Origin of the sequence: Enterocloster aldenensis, from assembly GCF_003434055.1 — a bacterium.
In the GTDB taxonomy this organism is placed as follows: Bacteria; Bacillota; Clostridia; order Lachnospirales; family Lachnospiraceae; genus Enterocloster; species Enterocloster aldenensis.
In genome coordinates this window covers 275-19907 of record NZ_QVEX01000034.1, presented here as the reverse complement: position 1 = coordinate 19907, position 19633 = coordinate 275, and the positions used below count along the sequence as shown (strand labels likewise).

Sequence of the window (19633 nt, the reverse complement as noted above, 5' to 3'; positions counted from 1 at the left end):
CGCAAGAGATATCTTACCAGATGCTTCGACAATTGTCAACATTTTTCTGCAACTTTTTTTAATTACTTTTTCCTCTCCTCCTTTAACCTGTAAATATCCTTTAAAATGGACCTTTTAAAGAGTGGATGCTCTTCCCATTGCTGCATTTTCAATTCCCTGCACATCAGATATACCACATCCCTGTCCTGTATTTTCCCGGCACACAGGGAGTCTGCATATTGTTCCGCCGCATTCCGGATGCGTTCCATCTGGGATATGGCCGCTTGAATGTTCTGCAGTCCCTCTTCTTTATCATACACCTTGTCCCAGGCAGGACAATACAGGACCACCTGCCCCTGGCTGCCCAGACGTTTCAGCGTACGGATGCAGCTTTCAGAGTTCTCATAAATCGGCACATCATCAATAACCGGAATCGCATCCCCTGTAAACAGAACCTGCTTCTGAGGATAATAAAAAGAAAGGGATTCCCTGGAATGGCCGGAGGAATTGATTACCTCCAGTTCTATCCCCGGTTCCAGATATAGAATATCTTTATCTTTTATTATCCGGTCCACCATGACCGGCCCTTCAACCAGCTCATGGAAATTAGGTATGGGGCGCTCCTTATATTGAAGCCCTGTATCTTCTATCCAGTCCTTCTCCCCCTGACACGCGTAAATGCAGCTGTCATAGCCTTCTTTTATGGACCTTGCTGCTCCAATATGGTCCGGATGGGAGTGGGTTAAGATGAGGGCATTTATAGTTTGTCTTGAATTTCCAATTTTATGTATATATTCCCCAATTTTTTTCTGACATCCTTTTACCCCTGCATCAATCAGGTAATACCCCTCTTTTCCCTCTATGATATACACATAGACATATCGCTTTACCTGTGGTGTCACATTGAATTCAACCTTTAACTGATATACCGTATCACATATCTTCATATCTTCCTCCTTGCCAACCAGATAATATGTAAGCAATATTTTACGCAGGCAACATTATGTAAACAATATCCACTGAAAGTCATTTATATTCCCGGGACAATCACAGCCCGGCTGTCAACCGACGACGTACGCTTTTCCATAATCCTCTGATACGCCTCAGAGCCAAAGCAGGCATCCAGGCTCCCCCTGTCTGGAAAGCGTATGGCAATCACACGTTCCGGCTCCCACCGGCGGTCAAGGGTCTCAACCGCTTCGCTCCGCACAATATACCTGCCTCCGTATTCTTCGACAATCGGCTTAACCAATCTGATATATTCCTCATATTCCCCCCATCCCCTTTCTTTGTCATGATAAACGCATACAATAAAATATGTAGCCATATCTCCTCCTTTCTGCAAGTATTCACTTGCATCCGATCTAAAAATATATGGCACTGATTGTGCCATATGCAGGATACGCCTTCACGCCCCATGATACGGATATGGTTAACCCGCTATACTTCATGCCCTACCCGTTAATCCCATGAACAAATGCCGAAACCATCCCGCTGATATATGCGTCTTCGGTCATTGCTGTCAGCTTTTCCCCAAACGATGCCTTAAAAAAGACAAATCCAAAATTCAATGCTAAAAACATCATGGCAAAAATCTCCGCATTGTCCTGCCTCAGGACCCCCCTTTGATGCATTTCCCCAAAATAATGAATCAGGCCCTTCCTGAATGTCTGCGGAACGGACAGGATTCCATCTGAAGTGGCATCCGCCAGTTCCGGTGTCCGAAGCCCAATGGACAGCTTGACAAAACGTTCCGTTACTTTATCCATGTAACTATGTGCAAACCGGCTTAAATCCTCCTCCATATCCCCGGACCATGTGCTGAAATCATCCGGGGTTAGGTCAGGATGCCATCGGCTCTGCTTCATGGCCTGGAGCACGATTTCCTTCTTTTCCCCAAACTTGCGGAAAATGGTGCACTCATTCACCCCGGCACGCCTGGCAATATCCTTTGTGGTGGCTGCCGTGTATCCGATTTCCATTATCAGCTCCATGGCTGCATCAATTATCTTCTGGCTGGTCTGATCCATTTTTTACCGTCCCCATTTGCAAGTATATACTTGCATTCTATTCCCCAAACTCCTTCCTGTCAAGTATTTTCTATGATATACTCCAAGTGAGGTGAATGTATATGAAAATGCGGGACGAGTACACCTGCCCATTGGAACTGACCCATGACGCCATCAAAGGAAAATGGAAGCCCATTATCCTGTGGCAGCTGAGCAAGGCCCCCCAATCCCTCTCAGGGCTCAGGCATTCAATCGCAGGCATATCGCAGAAAATGCTGATTCAGCATCTGAATGAATTAATCCACTTTGGATTTGTGGTCAGGACCACATTTGAGGGATATCCACTGAAGGTGGAGTATGACCTGACGGACAGGGGCCGGAAGATATTTGATGCCATTACAATCATGCAGGCCATCGGCATAGAGATGATGGTAGAAGACCATAAAGAAGAACTGCTCAAGGCCAAGGGACTTTTATAGCTAGCGTCCATGGACGTATAGTTACTAAAAAGTGCCTACTTCCCTTATTTACTGCAAACCGTTAAGATTGTAGTTAAAAGGAGGAGGAAGATATGAAAGATGTCCGGAAAACCATCGGTAGTTTAATTGACAGACAGAGTACTGCGTTTATAGGTTCTGTGTCCGCGGAAGGGTTCCCTAATGTTAAGGCAATGCTCGCACCAAGAAAACGGATCGGGCTGAAGACCATGTATTTTACCAGCAACACATCTTCCATGCGGGCCGCACAATATAGGGATGATCCCAAGGCCTGTGTATATTTCTGCGACCGGCGTTTTTTCCGCGGAGTCATGCTGACCGGCACCATGGAAGTGCTGGAGGACAGTGAGAGCAGGGAAATGATATGGCAGGAAGGTGACACCATGTATTATCCCCTTGGCGTAACGGACCCGGACTACTGCGTCCTGCGTTTCACGGCTGAATCCGGCAGATATTACAGTAATTTCAAATCTGAGGATTTCAGCATAGAATCATAAAATATCTGCAATCAAGGAAAGCGGGAAAAACGGTACACAGGCCATCTTACAGGCATCTGTGTACCGTTTTTATCATAGCAATATCACATCCACGGTCTCCCCTGGTTCCATCCCCTCGCTGCCGGCCGCAATATCCACCAGACAGTTGCACCGGGACAGGCTTACAAGCATGCCGGATGAATGGCGGCCTTCCGGGAGCCATACCTTTCCGTTGTCCATACGTCCCCTGATAAACCGCCTTGTGGAAGATGGTTTTGGAAACGCGGTTTCAAGTATTCCCCTGACCCGTTCCGGACGCCATCCGCTTCTTCCCCGCATCACCTCCAGGACCGGCCTTACCAGCACCTCGAAGGTTGCAGCGGCTGCAAACGGATTACCGGAAAGACAGAAAACAGGCTTGTTCCCGACCAGCATCACCATGATGGGTGAGCCTGGTTTGGCATCAATTCCGTGAAACAGCACATCCGCGCCCAGATATTCAGCCACAAGAGGCATACAGTCCCTGACTCCCACCGATACCCCTCCGCTGGTAATCAATGCATCACACCGGCGTAAAGACTCCAGGACCGCATCAGCCAGCTTTTCCGTATCATCACCGGCGCTGCCCAACCTGATTACCTTCATTCCCAATTCCATGACCCGGGCAGAAAGAAGGGGTCCATTACTATCATATATCTTCCCCTGCATAAGGGCATGTCCCACCGGCATTAACTCATCTCCGGTTGCCATGACCCCGATTTCCGGAACACGGTATACCTGCACGTTTTCGATTCCCTGGCTCGCCATGATGCCCACATGCATATGGCGTATCCGGGTGCCTTTCCTAAACAGTAAAACCCCCTTTTCCACATCCTCGCCCTGAAAGCAGTAATTCCCGTAAGCTTTGACCGGCCGGTAGATTTCCACTGCCTGCTCCCCTTCATCCGTCTGTTCCTGCATGATAATACCGTCTGCCCCCTCCGGTATGGGGGCGCCGGTCATAATCCTCACGGCCTCACCTGGCCCCACCTTCTTTTGGGGATACATGCCGGCGCAAACCCGCTCAACCACATTCAGCTTCACGGGATTTTCCCTGGAAGCCCCCTGTACATCCATGCTTCTGACCGCATAACCGTCCAGCGGTGACCTTGGGAACGGAGGCTGGTCCATAATGGAGTACACATCCTGCGCACATATACGCCCAAGGGAATCCACTGCCTTCATCCATTCAGTACGGACATCTATCTTAATCTGCCTCAGCCGTTCCTGCGCCTCTTCCACCGTTATCGCATTTCTTTTGTCCATAGCCATGCCTTCCCCGTCTGTTGATATATTCTCTGTTTAGTATAATGGAACCATGAAGTTCTGTCAACCATTGTATTTCCTTGAATATAATGGTATCATATCATATACGATAAAATGATGTAAGGAGCATCCCATGAACCCAGAATTAGCAATCAGACCTGCATATGACAGCCATGACATGAACCCGCCCGCCCATTATCTGCTTAAGCTTCAGGTCTATAACACTTCGCCGCATTTTGGCAAGGGAGTCATCTCATTGATGCTGTTAATCCAGGAAGGACATTCCATCCGGTCGGCCAGCCAATCCATGAATATGGCTTACAGCAAGGCATGGCATCTGATCCGCTCAGCAGAAGAGGATTTGGGGTTCTCCCTTATCATCAAGAAAAAGGGCGGTTCCACCCGGGCGGGTTCGGTCCTGACACCGGAAGGCCAATGCCTGTTAACACAATTCCAGGAATTTGAATCCGCTGTCCACAAGTGTGTGGACCAGCTGTTCCAGGAATATTTTGTGCCGGACCCCTGATGCCCAGGGGTCCTCATGACAGGATCATGGCATGGCCGGGGATATCATAAGGCGTCCAGTACCTTCTTAACCGATTTTTCTATCCTGGCAGCTTCGTATTCTTCCTCTGTATAGCATTTGAGCGCTCCGGTGGGACAGACCCTTGTACAGGCCGGCTCCATTCCATGAAGCTGCCGTTCAATACAGCCGTCACATTTCTGCATTTTCCCCATCCGGTTAAAGGATGGGACCCCAAAGGGACAGGCCATGGCGCAGCTGTGGCAGCCAATGCAGTTGGTGTTGTCATAAAGGGTAAAACCCGTGTCCCCATCCTTTGACAGGCATCCCACAGGACAGGATATGACGCAGGGCGCATCGCTGCAATGCATACAGGCAAGGGAGGCATAGATTGGCTCCTTGCCATGGATCCCATTCTTATCCGCCATAAACACATGCCTAAAAGGTATCTCTGTTTGTATATCTATATCATTCTGGTCCATGCAGGCTACTGCACAGGCTCCGCAGGCAGAGCATTTTTCCAGGTCCAGATCTATGTATCGCTTCATCCTTGTCCTCCTAACACTTTACGATATTGCAACCAATACTCTTGTATGCCGGATATCCGCTGTAGGGGTCTGTCCAGTTGGCCGGGAGCAGCGCATTGGCATTGGCTTTCTTGTACCCATGATATAGATGGACCGTTCCCTTCATGACAGTAGAAGTGACATTGGCCTTTACCTGGACACTGGACCGCACGGTCTCAATCCGGATGTCATCCCCCTGTCCGATACCAAGACGCGCTGCATCTTCATCATTTATATCCGCCATGGGATTGGGGCGGAGGCCTCTTAACCAGGGGACGTCATGGAGACGGCTGTGGATGGCATTGGGGATGCGCACGCCGGTTGAAAGTATGAACTCCCTTCCTGCCCGGATATCTTCAAACTCCTCCCTGTAGGTGGGCAGTGAGTCCAGGCCGAATTCTTTTGGAATGCTCTTTATCAGCTCCGAATCAAATTCAAATTTGCCTGAAGGCGTATGGCATCCATGAATCCTGGTCTCACCGATAACCGGAGGCCTGGCCTCCTGGACATGGATTGGAAGGTCGCTGGCCTTCATGTCAGCCACACTGACGCTCAGGTCGGCAAAGGCATAGTCCACAAAAGCCTCATAGCCCTGGCACAGCAGTTCATCCTGGGGTGCCAGATACCCGGCCAGTTCCTTAAGGATCACCACGTCACTCCTGCTCTCTCCCAAAGGTTCAATCACCGGTTCTGTCATATATGCATAACCGCCTCCGTATACACGGCACTCGCTCCGCTCAAAGGAACTGCAGGCCGGCAGCACAATATCCGCATATCTGGTAGTGGGTGTCTCAAATAAATCAACCGCAACAAAAAAGTCCAGCTTCTTTAATGCTTCACACAGCAGATCCGTATCCGGGAACATCAGTATATTCATCCCCTGGCCAAATAGGCCTTTGATTGGGTAAGGACTTCCTTCCAGTATCTGCCTGGACAGGTCAATGGCCTGCATTTCATCCACACATTTCCCCCAGAGCGGATAGGTAAGCTCACCCACCAGGGGCCTTGTCCTCTCAGGCCTTACATCCTCATAATACTGGGCCTCCCTGGTCTTGAAACCGGATATCTGATACACAAAGGAAAATGGCATTATGGGGAAATTGCCCCCCGGACAGTCAAAGTTACCTGTAAGTCCCAAAAGTGCGTTCATGGCCCTGTAATTCTGAAGGCCGTTTTTATGCTGGGTAATAGGCGAAGCACTCTGGTGGATGCTGGCCGGCCCATTGGTTGCAAACAGTTTTGCAGCTTCATATACCATCTTTGGGTCCGCGCCTGTAATCCGCTCAACCTTCTCAAGATTAAATTCTTTTACATATTCTGCAAATGCTTCATATCCATGGGTGTGCTTTTCAATATATTCCTTATCGGTCCACCCATTATCAATCATGATTTTGGCCATTCCCAGAGCCAGGGCCCCGTCGGTTCCCGGCTTTACCTGAATGAAGATATCCGCGAATTTCTTTGCCGCAAGGGTTTTCTTCACATCCACGATAATCAGTTTGCCGCCCCTGGCTTTATATGCCTCCATGCCGCGGATTCCCAGATGGTTGGAGTAATAAGGATTATACCCCCATCCCAGATAGGTGTTGGTCCTTCCCATATCCGGGACCGCAAATCCATTGGCCATGGTTTCCCATGCCACATCGCTGGCATGCCAGCAGCAGCTGGATTCCGTGCCGTAATTGCTGCTCCCAAAGGAAAATGCCAGACGCTTTAACAGCGGCCGGAACCACTTTGAGTAACCTGCAAAAAATGCGACGGCGTCCGCCCCGTCCTTTTCCTTAATCGCGTTAAATTGTTCCTGGATTTCCCTGTACGCTGTTTCCCAGGATATAGGTTCAAATCTGCCTTCCCCCCGCTCTCCCACACGTCTTAAGGGGGTCATCAGCCTGTCCTTCCGGTAAATATATTCCCGGTTTGCCGCACCCTTGGTACACAACAGGCCATGGTTCATGGGATGCTCCTTGGTCCCCTCCACCTTAATGACCTTGCCGTCCTTCACATATGCATCGATTCCACAGTGGAAGTTAGGCGCACAAATATCACATATGGTACGTTTTATTTGGATTCCCGTTTCCCTGCATGGAATCTTTGCCTTCATCAGTCTGTTTCTATCATCCATTCCTCGCTCCTCCAAGTATTCTGATAAACGCAGGGTCGACTCCCTGCCGCCTTAACTTTTCCTCCATAAATAAATCCAGGCTCTCATCGCTTCCCCGCATCTGTTTCATGAACGCACTCTTAATGATTCCTGTGTTTTCGTGATTTCCCAATACATTGATGCAGGAACATGCGCCGTCCTTCACCACGGCAGCTATCATCAGGTCCTTATTGGGATTCTTAAAAACCACCTGTTCACCGGCCGTTCCCCTGTCACCCAGGCTTACAAAATCCATATCCATGAAATGGGTTATATTGTGGATTATATTTCCTTCATACTCCGCCTGCATGCCTGCCATATTGCTTCCGGCACACCGGCCCTGACAGGCCGCATTGGCCCATAGGCCTATGAGTTGTGGTTGTCCGGTCTGGAGGTTCTTTCCCTCTGCACAGTCCCCTGCCGCGTAAATGCCCTTGACGCTGGTTTCCATGGTTTCGTCAACCAGTATTCCCCTGTTTACCTGGATCTTGCTGTCCAGGATAGCAGTGGCGGCCCTGGTTCCAATACACAGCACCAGAAAATCGCAGTCAAAAACGCGGTCATCCGTCAGTTCTACTGCAATGCCCTTACCGCGTTCCATGACCCGGCGTATGCCGGCACCAAAAACCAGCTGGATTCCCCTGCTGCTGATTCTCTGTTCAATCTCTTGCGCAACCGGCTCCAAGGCGGCCAGCGGAAAAATATGGGGAGCAGAATCATTCAGGATACAATGTATTCCCCTGTCCGCCAGAATTTCCGCTACCTTAATGCCTGCCATGGACGCTCCCACCACCATGGCTGTTTCCGCCTTGGGGCCCTCAAGGCGGTCCCTCAGCATACGGCTGTCCTTCCTAGTCCTCATCACAAAAACATTCTCATTGTCCCTGCCCTCCATGTCAGGAACAAATGCATCCGCACCCGTGGCAATAAGGATTTTGTCAAACCTGATGGACCGTCCATCCTCCGTCTCAACTGCCATTTCATCTGAACACACTTTCCTTACCTTCCCCACATGCACCTTCAGGTCCAGTTCCCCTGCAATCTCCTCCAGCCTGCCAAATGGAAATCCGTCTTCTGCATCCAGTTTTCCGCCTGCCACATAGGTTGTCAGCATCGGGTTAACAGGCGCCTCTGAATCCTCGGTAAATACATGGATTTCCCCGGTGTATCCATAAGTCCTCAGAGCTTTCGCACCATGATATCCGGCACAGCCAAATCCTATAATCGCGCAGCGCTCCATAGCCCCACATCCCTTCTCTTTTTATTGCATTTATTGTAACATCCATGTTAAAATAAAACCAATATATACAGGATGTGTTTCCATTGAAACTTATATATTCCGGAACAAATTTTAATTAGAGCGGGGGTATGGTTTGAAAAAAGAACTTTCTTCTCCTTTGACGCCAATCGACTTTTTACGCGCCTCCAGGATCTTGCAGGTGGCAGTGGCCTCTGTCATCCATCCTGCCGAAGAATACAGCTTCAGGGCCCATAAGCCCTGTGAGATATGTGTTGTCCGCCATGGACACTGTGTCATGAACATAGCAGGAGAAGACATTCCCCTGAAAGAGGGTGAGTTTATCTTCATACTGCCCTATGTCAGCCATGCGTTCACCACGTCGGCTGATTCGCCATGCCAGGTATTCTATATCCATTTTAACCTTGATTTCCTTAGTAATCCCCTGTATCAGCTTCCTCAGATCCTAAAGATTGACCTAAGACAATATTTTATGCTCTACGCAGACCGCTGCATATGGGGCAAAGTGGATTTCCAGCTGGAATCCTGCATCCAGAATATCACCACAGAATACAGTACATGGCTCAGTTCATCCATTTCCATGATGAACTATTATATATTTGAGCTTGTGCTCCTCTTAAGCCGCAGGCTCCACAATGATTTTCCCATTGACACGGATTATCACAACCGGTTTGTGGAACAGGCCCTATTATACATCCAGCAGCATTACCAGGACGCCCTGACCGTCTCAGCCATCGCCGCCCACCTTGGAATCTCAGAGCGTTATCTGAGCAGGCTTTTTTACAAATGTACCCGTCACACGGTCCTGGACTTCATCAATTCATACCGCATCAATCAGTCAGTCCTTCTTATAGCGGAAGGACATTCCCTTACCTTTATATCGGAAAGCGTGGGGTTCAGCAGTCCTCCCCATTACACCAAGGTCTTTAAGAAATATATGGGTGTCACTCCCAGGGACTATAGGAAAACCCTGTTAGATACAATTCCCCTGGGTTCCCCCTAGGGCATGTTTGAAAATTCATTCCCATATTCCGTCCGGGCGCCAAAAAAGGGCTGTCTGCACCTATGATTCAAATCACTTGGTGCGACAGCCCCCTTTTGCATGATGAAGCATTATTCGTACAGGATCAAGGCAATCATTTCAATCGGTTCATCACCGGCGCAGGCGAGCCCATGCCCTTCCCCCGGCGCGCAATAGGTTACATCCCCCGGAGCAACGCTGACCATGGTCCCGTTATCGTTGTAACGTCCGGTACCGCTTAAAATATAGTAAGTCTCACTGTCGCCGGTATGGACATGATAACCAATTTCAGAACCTGGATAGACGGTGGTATGACCAAACACACGGCCTTTGCGGCTCATTTCATCAGGGCCGTTTAACAGGCTGCGGACGGTAATCTCACCGGTTCCCTGAAAGGGAGCGGGCTTTCGGACGGTTTCTTTTTCAATGCTTTTTCTTATCATGATATTTCCTCCATTCATAAATTTATGGTTAATTTAACTTATTGCCAGGGGATTTCCAAAATTTTTGTTTCCGGACAGATATCCATAGATTCCATGCCGGGACCAGGTACAGATAAAATGCAGCCAGCAGGCAGGTTATTTCTGCTCCGATCGTGGCCACCGGTACGGCGCCGGCAATCGCCCACGGGATTAACGCCGCAATCAGAATCACCGAATTTTCCAGGGCAATCGCCAGTTCCTCTTTGTCCTGATAAAGATCATCACAAATCTGCCAGGTCAGGATGGTTCCCAGACTCTGATTACAGCTGACCATGGAAGAAAGGACCGAAGTCAGTATCACGGTGCCAAAGGGCGTTAATCTCTTAGCGGTCTGCTTCAGCCTGTCTTTTATCCCGGAAAGAAGCGGCGTGGCCGAAAAGATCCCGGAATAGGAAGCTGAAACCAGCACGATTGCCCCGACCTCAACCATGGATGAAATCCCGCCTCCATCCAGCAGCACGGCCAGCCGGCTTCCCTCCTCAAACACGCCTCCTGTCCATAGGGACCGTATAAGCTCACCCGGCGCAGCTCCCTGAATCAGGATTGCTGCCGCAGATGCCGCCACAATGCTGACCCCCATGGCAATCTTCACATCCAACCGCAAAAGAGCCAGCAAAAGCATCAGCACTGCCGGCATGACGGTTACCCAGTTCAGGGAAAAATTCTCCTCAAAAAGTGCGGTCACTGTCGGATCCGGCTCTGCAGCAATGCCTCCTGCCAGCACCACATAAAGGACGCAGGAAACCAGGAAAGGAACCAGGCTGGTTTTCATCATTCCCCGGATATTCCGGTAAATATCTGTCCCGGTAAGGGAATAAACAAGTATTGCGCTTGAAGACATCGGTGAACAGCGGTCCCCGAAAAAAATACCGGACAAGACAGCTCCTGCTGTCAGCATTGGATTTAATCCTGCTGCATTGGAAATCATCATACAGATTACTCCCATGGTACTGCTGGTACCAAAGGAGGTACCTGTCAGGAATGACATCATGCAGCACAGAAGGAACGTACACAACACAAAGTACCTGGGTTCAATCAGATCCACAGAGTAATACAGGATAAAAGGGATTGTGCCTCCGACCCGCCAGCTGGCTGTCAGGCAGCCAATCAGCACAAAAATGATTATGATATTCCCCACCCGCGCCATGCCGCACAGCAATAGCCTCAATACATTTCCCGGCGTCCGTCCTTTCTTTACAGTATACCAGGAAAAACAGAGCATCCCGAACAACAGCGCATATAAAAGCTCTGTTCCTGTGCCTATACACACGGCCAGGGCCACCAGGAAGGCCCCAAGTACCCATGTCTCCAATCCCATCTGATTCCTCCTTCAAACACCGGTTCCATGTTTACATAACGGCAGATTTTACCTGAGTCACTTAATCTCCTGGAACGTTTTCTCTAACTGCAGCCACTGTGTTCCATAAACATTAAATGCCTCTTTCTTTTCCTCTTCCGTAAGGCCGTCCATCTGGTGATGGCCGGAAAATACGCCATTCTTATTCTGGAAATTATTCTTGCCATAAAGTACCATGCCCCACATTGCCCCTTTTTCCAGGCAATGGATTGTCACAAAATTAAAGCCAAGCTCTTTCACTTCTTCCATGGTGACCATCGGCACCCCGTCAGGCATTACATCAATATCCGGATACATCTTCCAGCCCGGAACAGCCGCAGCCACCTTTTTGCACTCTTCAAAATCATTGACACGGTTAATCAGGGTCATCTGTGCCCCCAGCTCGTGCGCGCGGGCCACACGTTCCATGGCATCGTCAAATCCATTGACAGCCCTGCTTTCTGTCCGGGCAATCACAACGCAGTCAGTTCCTTCCACTGCGGCAAGGGCTGCTTTTATCTTGGCCAGGTAAACATCCATTGACATGACATCATAAGGTTTTTTCCCGGTTCCCCGATAATAGGCCAGACGTTCATATCCCCTTACGCCCTGCCCGTCATCCAGGGTAAAGCCCTGGGCTCCGGCCCGGACCAGCCTTTTAATATTCCTGTATACATTCAGCGGGCTGTCGCCATACCCCTCGTCAAAATCCACGATTAAAGGCAGCGGTGAAAAATCAGCAATCCGTTCCGTCACATAAATCAGCTCATCTGCCGTCATCAATCCCAAATCCGGCATGCCGGTTAATCCCTTTGACACAGCCGCGCCGCTGAGCAGCATGGCCCTATATCCGCAAAGCTCAGCAGCTTTTGCAGAAAAGCAGTCCCATACGCTTGGAGCAAACACCTGCTCCCCATCGTTCAACATTTTCATAAAAGAACCTTTTTCTTTAAACACAGCAAATTCCTCCTAGTATTATTCCATTAGACAGATGCGGCTGTGATAAATGCAGGTTCAAACCACATTTTCACAGCCTCATCAATATCATCCGGCGATTTCAGGTCGCTCAGTCATCCATCGTAACAAAACGATAGTTCCATGTCAGGCTGGTATTACGTACCTCTAACCCATGTACTTTTGGATTGATTAACATAGCCAGACCATTCTGTACAGTCGGGAATACGGCTACATCCTCCTCCAGCAGAATCTTTTCTGCTTCCGCCAGGCTGTCCCATCTTGCCTGGGGATTTTTCAGCATCTCTGCCGTAGAAGCTGCATCAATGATATCATTAAATGCTTCTCCGTCATAACGTCCATAATTATGCTCATTCTTTCTTCCTAACAGTTCAAGGAATGCCATTGGATCCTTATAGTCCGGTCCCCAACGGAACAGGAACAAATCAAAATCCCCGCTCTGTGCATAGGTAAGGGCTGAACTGGACGGATAGCTGTAAAGCTCAATCTTAAGTCCCGGCAAGGTCTGCTGCCACTGGGAAGCAATGTATTCTGCCTGGGCAATGGATGCGTCATTATTGTTATAATACATCAGGCGCAGCGTTACACTGTCTTTGCCCAGTTCCTCAAGGCCCTTCTGCCAGTCCTGCTTTGCTGACTCCATATCATATGCCAGGAAACCGTCACCATTGGTATCGCGCATCTGGGTCTTTTCATCCGGCGCAAAGCACAGATTATACCCCACCAGGTAATTGGCTGCCTGGGAACCATTATTCAGGACTGTCTTTGCAATTGCATCTTTGTTAATGGAAGTTGCCAGTGCCCTCCGGATATTAACATTAGCCAGTACCTCATTTTCAAAATTGGGGTATACATACCACATATGTACTTCCAGCGCCTTTGTAAATGCAGGATTGTCCGCATAGTTATTAATCAAAGCCCCGCTGATTTCCACAAAATCCAGTTCTTTGTTCTCAAACATCAAAGCACCTGTCTGTGAATCTGTCACGATCTGCCAGTTCAGCTGGTCAATATCAATGTTGTCCGCATTCCAGTAATCCGGGTTTTTAGTTGCCCTGATATTGGTAGCATAATCCCAGTAGGTCCAAGTATACGGGCCATTGTAGATGGTGGATTCGGGTTTCATGCCATAGTCCTCACCTGCAGACTCATAATATGCCTGGTTAATAGGAAGGAACGCCGGACGCACCAAAGTCTTCAGGAAATAAGGTACGATTGCCTCCAGCTCAACCTGCAGTGTCTTATCGTCAACTACCGTAACCCCCAGCTGTTCCGGGTCCATATCACCATCTACAATGGCTTTTGCATTCTTAATGCCTGCCGCAACCGCTTCGTTGCTGTTCTTTGCTGCGGTAGCAGGATCCACCAGGTGTTTCCAGGAAAATGCAAAGTCATTTGCAGTAACCGGTTCCCCATTGCTCCAATACGCTTCCCTGAGATGGAAGGTATAGGTAAGGCCATCCTCTGATACCTCATAGCTTTCCGCCATCAGCGGATCTAATGCGCCATTTTCATCCAGGGTATACAATCCATCAAACACTGCTGTTAACAGCTCATTGGACATGGGGTCATTTACCTTGTGTGGGTCACACGCCTGCAATGCCGCAAGCTTTGCAAGATTCAGGACATGCCCTCCTTGTGTTGCTGCCGCGTTTTCCGTACCTGCTGCGGACGAACCATTGACAGCCGCAGATGATTCCTTATCCGCTGCCCCTGAGCCGCAGCCTGCCAATGCTCCGGCAGTAATTGCTGCCGCTGCCAGCATTGCCAGCACCTTTCCAACTTTTCTCATGATAATCCTCCTTCATTTAAATTATTAGTCCACTTTGTAAATTCTTCATCCGTAGCAAGCACCTGATGTGTACCGCTTAATGCATGAATCGTACCTTTTGTATAATCAATTCCCAACTCCTGGGGTTCATAGAACACCGGAACCTTAGCCGCTGCAACCCTGGGATTCGGCTCAAGAATCGCGGAAAGCAGTGACTGTGTGTAGGGGTGTACCGGATTGGCAAATATCTCATCCGTTGTGCCTGTCTCCACAATATGACCCAAGTGCATGATTCCAAGACGGTTGCTGATATATTTCACCATGGAAAGATCATGGGCGATGAACAGATAGGTAATACCCAATTCATCCTGCAGGTCCCGCATCAGATTGACTACCTGTGCCTGAATCGAAACATCCAGCGCACTGATGCACTCATCTGCAATAACCAGCTGGGGAAGCATTACCAGTGCCCTGGCAATGCCGATTCTCTGCCTCTGCCCGCCTGAAAACTGATGCGGGAACCTGGTGGCATGTTCCCTGTCAAGTCCCACCTTTTCCAGTATCGCATAAATCTTTTCTTCCCGCTCCTCTTTGCTCTTATAGCTGTGATGGGCATCCAGCCCTTCCCCTATGATATCCATTACTTTCTTGCGCGGGTTCAGGCATGACATGGGATTTTGGAAAATCATCTGCATATTCGTGCGCAGATAATCCCTTGTAGCTTTGTCAATAGGGCCGCTGATCTTTTTACCATTAAAAATAACTTCCCCGTCCGTGGCATCATACAGCCGTATGATTGAGCGTCCTGTTGTGGTTTTCCCGCTTCCGCTCTCACCTACCAGTCCATATGTCTCCCCGCGGTAAATCTTAAACGAAATATCATCCACACCTTTTACGGTAAACTTATGGTTGATTTTAAAATATTGTTTTAAATGCTTTACTTCTAAAATCACATCCCTCTCGTCCATATCATCCCACCCCCTTTAGCATCCGGTCAATTTTAATACGTAAAGATTCCGGCATCTGGACCTTTTCCGCCTTCGGATGGCACAGCCACGAGGCAACCCTGTGCTTACCTCCCACATTGAACATGGGAGGAGCCTGCTCAAAATCGATTTTAAGCGCATAAGGATTGCGGGGCGCAAAGGCATCTCCCTTGATTTCATGTAGAAGGTTGACCGGTTCGCCCGGTATTGCAAACAGACGCGGCGAGTCTGTGGTAAGATCCGGCATAGAGGAAAGCAGCCCCCATGTATAAGGGTGCCTCGGATCATAGAATATTTCCTCCACGCTTCCCTTTTCTATAATCCTGCCGGCGTACATCACACACACATAATCCGCCACCTTAGCTACAACGCCAAGATCATGGGTAATATAGACAACTGATATCTGCTTCTCTTTCTGAATTTTTTTAATCAGGTTCAGGATCTTCAGCTGAATCGTAACATCCAATGCCGTTGTAGGTTCATCACAGATCAGGATATCAGGATCGCAGGCCAGCGCGATGGCGATTCCCACCCTCTGGCACATGCCTCCGGAAAGCTGATGTGGATATTGTTTAAACCGCTTTTCCGGATTTTTAATCCCAACTTCTTCCAGCAGCTTGATTGCCCGCGCTTTTGCTTCTTCCTTCGTCAGCTTATAGTGTTCCAGCATTCCTTCTATAATCTGGTTTCCAATGGTAACCGTGGGATTCAGGGATGTCATGGAATCCTGGAACACCATGGAAATATGGCGTCCGCATATTTTGCTGCGTACGTCCCGCGGGCACATCTTGGCAATATCCGCTGTCTGTTTCTGTCCGTTTTCATCCCACCAGCTGTAATGGATGGAACCGTGGTCAATATGCTGGTTATTACTGATAATGCCCATAACCGCTTTCATGGTAACCGACTTACCGCTTCCGCTTTCCCCTACAATTGCTACCGTTTCCCCTCTATACAGGTCAAAACGCATTCCCCGGATGGCTGCAGCCTTTCCATGCACCGTATCAAAGGAAATTTCCAGATCCCTAATTGATAAAACTCTTTCTCGTTCCATCTTTTCATTTCCTCCTACATATCCTTCATGGTGGGATCAACTGCGTCCCGCAACCCGTCCGCAAACAGATTAAAGCTAATCATCAATATGGCCAGGACCGTGACCGGTGCAATTACCAGATACGGATATGACAGGAATGAACCATACCCATCACTGACCAGGGAACCCAGGGACGCCATGGGAGCCCTTACCCCAAGACCGATATAGGAAAGATAAGACTCCGTAAAGATTGCGCTGGGGATGGAGAACATGCTCATGGTAACCACCTGCCCCAGGACATTAGGAACAATCTCCCTAAAAATTGTTTTACGGTTATTGGTTCCCAAGGTATGGGAAGCCAATACATATTCCTGACTTTTCTGTTTCAGCATCTGCGCCCTGGCAACCCTGCTCATGGGAATCCAGCCGCTTACCAAAAGCGCCAGGATTATGGATGAGATACCTGGTTCCAGTACAAGGGCAAACAGGGTGACCAGGACCACCTGAGGAATCCCATTCAATATCTCAACAAAACGCTGCATCAGGAAATCCACTTTTTTTCCAAAATACCCGGAAATCAATCCGTAGCTCATTCCGATGGCCAGATCGATTACCACAGCAATCACAGCGATTAAAAGGGAGAGCCGGGTCCCGCTCCAGAGTCTTGTCCACAAATCACGTCCCAGGGAATCCGTACCGAAAAAATAGTAAACGTCATCCGGTATTCCGCGCTGTGCGTAAACATCCACCCCGTCCTTAACACCATCGAAAATACCAAAATTCTCAAGAACCGGTATTCTGGGTGAAAGGAAATTATGTTCCAATATTACATCATCATACGTCCTGGCAGATGCAATGGGGGCAAATAATGCAAGCAGGATGATTCCCACAATCATGGCGATTCCTACCATGGCGCCTCTGTTGTGAAGCATTTTTAAAGTCACATCTCTCCAATACGAGGTATTCTCATATACTTCAGAGACCTCATGGAAATCAGAAGGATTTTTATGTACCAGTGTCAGTTTCTCCGCTGGAATATCCGGTATATTCAAATTTATTTCCTGCATTATGCTTTACCTCCAGACACACGAATCCTCGGATCTATCAATCCGTATAACACATCAACCACCAGCATGATTACAATATAGAGAAAGCTGTATACAAGCGCAACGGCCATGATTACGTTGTAATCATTGTTCTGTACACCAGAAAGCAGCATCTGCCCAAGTCCGGGAACCCCAAAAATCTGTTCCACAACCACGCTTCCTGTAATCAGGCCAATCATCAGGGGGGACAGCACGGTAATGATTGGAACCAGTGTATTTCGCAGTGCATGGCGTACAATCACTTTCCTTTCATTTATGCCCTTGGCCTTTGCAAGGATGATGTAATCACTGCCCAGACATTCAATCATCTCCGACCTTGCATACCGCGCCATGGTTGCTATGATATAAGCAGCTAAGGATAAGGTTGGAAGAATGCTGGAAAATACCGGCTGGTCAATGGCGAACCGGATGGGAAACCATCCCATTTTAAATGCTGCAAAAAACACTAAAAAGAGTGCAAACACATAAGCCGGCACGCTGAATCCGATGACAGAACATACGGTTGCAACCGTATCAATCCAGGTATTTTTCTTCAGCGCCGCAATAATCCCGAGTACCAGTCCCACCACCACACCAATCAGCATGGCCTGAACACCCATACGTATTGTAATCGGCAACCGGGTAACCATCATATTTGATACCGGCTGGTCAACCGCAATCACATAAGATATCCCAAAATCCCCATGCATCAGATTCGTCAGATAAATCCAGTACCGGACAAAAAACGGTTTGTCCAGGCCATATTTATGTTCCAGAAGGGCCTTCTGTGCTTCATTCAGCTTTTCATTATTAAATGGCGATCCCGGCAGCAGATCCATTAATAAAAAAAGCAAAAAAGTGATTGCCAGCAGCGTTACGGCTGCAATCAGCACACGCTTGGCAATATATCTCCCCATATCTCTCCCCATTTTTAGCCTCCTTGCTCCATTATCATTTTGTTTGACGGTAAAGTACATTCTTTTTTATGCAATGAATATATTTTCCATCCTTTTCTTTTGTTATTATATATCATTTTTTACAATATGTAAAATTCATATATTTCCTATATTCCATTATTTTTTTTCATGTAAATTTGGAATATCTATTGACACACAGCCTAATCCATGAAAAAATGATAGAAATATGAAATTCATATGAATATAAGGAGAAGCTGCCATGAATATCAATAAATACCGATTGATGATCAAAGCAATTGAATTAGGAAATCTGACAAAAGCCGCGTCAGAACTGGGATACACCCAATCCGGAGCCAGTCACCAGATTAAGTCTGTGGAAGAAGAACTTGGAATAAAAATATTACAGCGTGACCGTTCCGGCACCAAACTGACCACGGAAGGAAGACTGCTTCTGCCCTATATCCGCGAGGCTATTTCATGTGAAGATAAAATCCTGGCAACCGCCAACTCCATTATCGGTATGCAGATCGGTTCCCTTAAGGTGGGGGCTTTTACCAGCGTATCCCTTGTGCTTCTTCCCATCATCATAGGCCAATTCCATCAGCTGTATCCCAAAGTGCAGATTGAAATGCTGACCGGGCAGGGAAGTTATCCTGAAATGGAACAGTTTCTTATGGACGGCATTGCTGACTGCAGCTTTGTCAGCGGTTCTAACGCTCAGGGGCTGAATCTGATCCATCTATTTGATGATTCCCTATGCCTGGTACTTCCGCCCAACCATCCGCTGGCATCTACTGATTCCCCCATTATGTTCCAGCAATTGAATGAGGTGCCATTCTTAATGCCTACTGATGGAAATAACACAGATATCCTTCAGCTGTGTCATAAACATAATTTCACTCCTTCTGTGGCCTTCACCATGCACGATGATCTTGCTTTATTGGCAATGGTGGAAAACGGCCTTGGCTGTACCGTCCTTCCCAAACTGATCCTGAACAATTACCCCCACAAAGCAGCCATTAAATATCTGGAAGGATATCCCACCCGATCCATCTCCATTGCAACCCGTACCGACGAAGTGCCTTCCCCCATCGTATCTACTTTTTTGGAATTAACCCAGACCATTATTCATCAACGGCCTGATTTGACCAATTAAGGATGGTTTAAGCAATCATATCCCAGACAACACAAAAGGCTGGAATCCCTTGTAAATCAAGGAAATTCCAGCCAATAAAAAAAGCGCGAGACGGGATTCGAACCCGCGACCCTCGCCT

General features: G+C 48.3%; 20 protein-coding genes. 5 read left to right on the top strand and 15 right to left on the bottom strand.

What is annotated here, in order from left to right:
- Positions 1 to 62 precede the first annotated feature (62 nt).
- The 3 genes from DWX59_RS28190 to DWX59_RS28180 all read right to left on the bottom strand — a co-directional run bounded on the left by DWX59_RS28190 (position 63) and on the right by DWX59_RS28180 (position 2009).
- Positions 63 to 926 carry an MBL fold metallo-hydrolase gene (locus DWX59_RS28190; RefSeq protein ID WP_117563462.1) on the bottom strand — a complete coding sequence of 288 codons (864 nt, stop codon included), beginning with the start codon at positions 924 to 926 and terminating at the stop codon, positions 63 to 65.
- An 83-nt stretch (positions 927 to 1009) separates the two neighbouring features.
- A complete protein-coding gene (locus tag DWX59_RS28185) occupies positions 1010 to 1306 on the bottom strand; it encodes a DUF1330 domain-containing protein (protein WP_117563461.1) in 297 nt (98 codons plus the stop codon).
- A gap of 127 nt (positions 1307 to 1433) precedes the next feature.
- A complete protein-coding gene (locus DWX59_RS28180) occupies positions 1434 to 2009 on the bottom strand; it encodes a TetR/AcrR family transcriptional regulator (protein WP_117563460.1) in 576 nt (191 codons plus the stop codon).
- 101 nt (positions 2010 to 2110) lie between these two features.
- Between DWX59_RS28180 and DWX59_RS28175 the strand changes: the two genes are divergently transcribed.
- Positions 2111 to 2467, top strand: a complete 357-nt coding sequence (locus DWX59_RS28175; protein ID WP_117563459.1) for a winged helix-turn-helix transcriptional regulator — start codon at positions 2111 to 2113, stop codon at positions 2465 to 2467.
- A gap of 92 nt (positions 2468 to 2559) precedes the next feature.
- Positions 2560 to 2982, top strand: a complete 423-nt coding sequence (locus DWX59_RS28170) for a pyridoxamine 5'-phosphate oxidase family protein (RefSeq protein ID WP_117563458.1) — start codon at positions 2560 to 2562, stop codon at positions 2980 to 2982.
- 72 nt (positions 2983 to 3054) lie between these two features.
- On the opposite strand, the gene DWX59_RS28165 is transcribed toward DWX59_RS28170, so the two are convergent.
- Positions 3055 to 4266, bottom strand: a complete 1212-nt coding sequence (locus tag DWX59_RS28165; RefSeq protein WP_235845208.1) for a molybdopterin molybdotransferase MoeA — start codon at positions 4264 to 4266, stop codon at positions 3055 to 3057.
- 133 nt (positions 4267 to 4399) lie between these two features.
- Between DWX59_RS28165 and DWX59_RS28160 the strand changes: the two genes are divergently transcribed.
- Positions 4400 to 4792 carry a winged helix-turn-helix domain-containing protein gene (locus tag DWX59_RS28160; RefSeq protein WP_117563456.1) on the top strand — a complete coding sequence of 131 codons (393 nt, stop codon included), beginning with the start codon at positions 4400 to 4402 and terminating at the stop codon, positions 4790 to 4792.
- A gap of 44 nt (positions 4793 to 4836) precedes the next feature.
- Here DWX59_RS28160 and DWX59_RS28155 read toward each other — a convergent pair whose 3' ends face one another.
- From DWX59_RS28155 to DWX59_RS28145, 3 genes are read right to left on the bottom strand one after another with little or no spacing between them, the layout of a single operon-like run.
- Positions 4837 to 5337 carry a 4Fe-4S dicluster domain-containing protein gene (locus tag DWX59_RS28155; protein WP_117563455.1) on the bottom strand — a complete coding sequence of 167 codons (501 nt, stop codon included), beginning with the start codon at positions 5335 to 5337 and terminating at the stop codon, positions 4837 to 4839.
- 10 nt (positions 5338 to 5347) lie between these two features.
- Positions 5348 to 7477 (bottom strand): molybdopterin-containing oxidoreductase family protein, encoded by a 2130-nt coding sequence (locus DWX59_RS28150; protein WP_117563454.1) that lies wholly within the window; start codon positions 7475 to 7477, stop codon positions 5348 to 5350.
- Positions 7470 to 8735 carry an NAD(P)/FAD-dependent oxidoreductase gene (locus DWX59_RS28145; RefSeq protein WP_117563453.1) on the bottom strand — a complete coding sequence of 422 codons (1266 nt, stop codon included), beginning with the start codon at positions 8733 to 8735 and terminating at the stop codon, positions 7470 to 7472. The genes DWX59_RS28150 and DWX59_RS28145 overlap by 8 nt, the downstream gene beginning before the upstream one ends.
- A 133-nt stretch (positions 8736 to 8868) precedes the next feature.
- Here DWX59_RS28145 and DWX59_RS28140 point away from each other — a divergent pair, with 133 nt between their 5' ends.
- A complete protein-coding gene (locus tag DWX59_RS28140) occupies positions 8869 to 9756 on the top strand; it encodes an AraC family transcriptional regulator (RefSeq protein WP_117563452.1) in 888 nt (295 codons plus the stop codon).
- 110 nt (positions 9757 to 9866) lie between these two features.
- Here the strand turns inward: DWX59_RS28140 and DWX59_RS28135 are convergent, their stop codons facing one another.
- The 8 genes from DWX59_RS28135 to DWX59_RS28100 form a co-directional block, all read right to left on the bottom strand.
- Complete coding sequence (locus tag DWX59_RS28135; protein ID WP_117563451.1) at positions 9867 to 10217, bottom strand: cupin domain-containing protein; 351 nt, start codon at positions 10215 to 10217, stop codon at positions 9867 to 9869.
- Between the two features lie 28 nt (positions 10218 to 10245).
- Positions 10246 to 11574 carry a Na+/H+ antiporter NhaC family protein gene (locus tag DWX59_RS28130; RefSeq protein ID WP_117563450.1) on the bottom strand — a complete coding sequence of 443 codons (1329 nt, stop codon included), beginning with the start codon at positions 11572 to 11574 and terminating at the stop codon, positions 10246 to 10248.
- A gap of 57 nt (positions 11575 to 11631) precedes the next feature.
- Positions 11632 to 12549, bottom strand: a complete 918-nt coding sequence (locus tag DWX59_RS28125) for an isocitrate lyase/PEP mutase family protein (RefSeq protein ID WP_202048816.1) — start codon at positions 12547 to 12549, stop codon at positions 11632 to 11634.
- Positions 12550 to 12658: 109 nt separating this feature from the next.
- Positions 12659 to 14359, bottom strand: coding sequence for a peptide ABC transporter substrate-binding protein (locus DWX59_RS28120; protein WP_117563449.1), 1701 nt, complete (start codon positions 14357 to 14359; stop codon positions 12659 to 12661).
- Positions 14356 to 15306: an ABC transporter ATP-binding protein gene (locus DWX59_RS28115; protein WP_117563448.1), complete on the bottom strand. Its 951-nt coding sequence runs from the start codon at positions 15304 to 15306 to the stop codon at positions 14356 to 14358. The genes DWX59_RS28120 and DWX59_RS28115 overlap by 4 nt, the downstream gene beginning before the upstream one ends.
- 1 nt (position 15307) lies before the next feature.
- Positions 15308 to 16378 carry an ABC transporter ATP-binding protein gene (locus DWX59_RS28110; RefSeq protein ID WP_117563447.1) on the bottom strand — a complete coding sequence of 357 codons (1071 nt, stop codon included), beginning with the start codon at positions 16376 to 16378 and terminating at the stop codon, positions 15308 to 15310.
- 14 nt (positions 16379 to 16392) lie between these two features.
- On the bottom strand, positions 16393 to 17424 hold the full coding sequence (locus DWX59_RS28105) for an ABC transporter permease (RefSeq protein ID WP_117563446.1): 1032 nt from the start codon (positions 17422 to 17424) through the stop codon (positions 16393 to 16395).
- Positions 17424 to 18371: an ABC transporter permease gene (locus DWX59_RS28100; RefSeq protein ID WP_202048815.1), complete on the bottom strand. Its 948-nt coding sequence runs from the start codon at positions 18369 to 18371 to the stop codon at positions 17424 to 17426. Before DWX59_RS28100 ends, DWX59_RS28105 begins: the two co-directional genes overlap by 1 nt.
- A gap of 247 nt (positions 18372 to 18618) precedes the next feature.
- Between DWX59_RS28100 and DWX59_RS28095 the strand changes: the two genes are divergently transcribed.
- On the top strand, positions 18619 to 19515 hold the full coding sequence (locus DWX59_RS28095; RefSeq protein WP_117563445.1) for a LysR family transcriptional regulator: 897 nt from the start codon (positions 18619 to 18621) through the stop codon (positions 19513 to 19515).
- Positions 19516 to 19633: the final 118 nt, after the last annotated feature.

What these genes read in the sequence shown, in the direction of transcription:
- DWX59_RS28190 (WP_117563462.1), bottom strand. Translation starts at nt 926, where the DNA reads ATGAAGATATGTGATACGGTATATCAGTTAAAGGTTGAATTCAATGTG.
- DWX59_RS28185 (WP_117563461.1), bottom strand. Translation starts at nt 1,306, where the DNA reads ATGGCTACATATTTTATTGTATGCGTTTATCATGACAAAGAAAGGGGA.
- DWX59_RS28180 (WP_117563460.1), bottom strand. Translation starts at nt 2,009, where the DNA reads ATGGATCAGACCAGCCAGAAGATAATTGATGCAGCCATGGAGCTGATA.
- DWX59_RS28175 (WP_117563459.1), top strand. Translation starts at nt 2,111, where the DNA reads ATGAAAATGCGGGACGAGTACACCTGCCCATTGGAACTGACCCATGAC.
- DWX59_RS28170 (WP_117563458.1), top strand. Translation starts at nt 2,560, where the DNA reads ATGAAAGATGTCCGGAAAACCATCGGTAGTTTAATTGACAGACAGAGT.
- DWX59_RS28165 (WP_235845208.1), bottom strand. Translation starts at nt 4,266, where the DNA reads ATGGACAAAAGAAATGCGATAACGGTGGAAGAGGCGCAGGAACGGCTG.
- DWX59_RS28160 (WP_117563456.1), top strand. Translation starts at nt 4,400, where the DNA reads ATGAACCCAGAATTAGCAATCAGACCTGCATATGACAGCCATGACATG.
- DWX59_RS28155 (WP_117563455.1), bottom strand. Translation starts at nt 5,337, where the DNA reads ATGAAGCGATACATAGATCTGGACCTGGAAAAATGCTCTGCCTGCGGA.
- DWX59_RS28150 (WP_117563454.1), bottom strand. Translation starts at nt 7,477, where the DNA reads ATGGATGATAGAAACAGACTGATGAAGGCAAAGATTCCATGCAGGGAA.
- DWX59_RS28145 (WP_117563453.1), bottom strand. Translation starts at nt 8,735, where the DNA reads ATGGAGCGCTGCGCGATTATAGGATTTGGCTGTGCCGGATATCATGGT.
- DWX59_RS28135 (WP_117563451.1), bottom strand. Translation starts at nt 10,217, where the DNA reads ATGATAAGAAAAAGCATTGAAAAAGAAACCGTCCGAAAGCCCGCTCCC.
- DWX59_RS28130 (WP_117563450.1), bottom strand. Translation starts at nt 11,574, where the DNA reads ATGGGATTGGAGACATGGGTACTTGGGGCCTTCCTGGTGGCCCTGGCC.
- DWX59_RS28120 (WP_117563449.1), bottom strand. Translation starts at nt 14,359, where the DNA reads ATGAGAAAAGTTGGAAAGGTGCTGGCAATGCTGGCAGCGGCAGCAATT.
- DWX59_RS28115 (WP_117563448.1), bottom strand. Translation starts at nt 15,306, where the DNA reads ATGGACGAGAGGGATGTGATTTTAGAAGTAAAGCATTTAAAACAATAT.
- DWX59_RS28110 (WP_117563447.1), bottom strand. Translation starts at nt 16,378, where the DNA reads ATGGAACGAGAAAGAGTTTTATCAATTAGGGATCTGGAAATTTCCTTT.
- DWX59_RS28105 (WP_117563446.1), bottom strand. Translation starts at nt 17,424, where the DNA reads ATGCAGGAAATAAATTTGAATATACCGGATATTCCAGCGGAGAAACTG.
- DWX59_RS28100 (WP_202048815.1), bottom strand. Translation starts at nt 18,371, where the DNA reads ATGGGGAGAGATATGGGGAGATATATTGCCAAGCGTGTGCTGATTGCA.
- DWX59_RS28095 (WP_117563445.1), top strand. Translation starts at nt 18,619, where the DNA reads ATGAATATCAATAAATACCGATTGATGATCAAAGCAATTGAATTAGGA.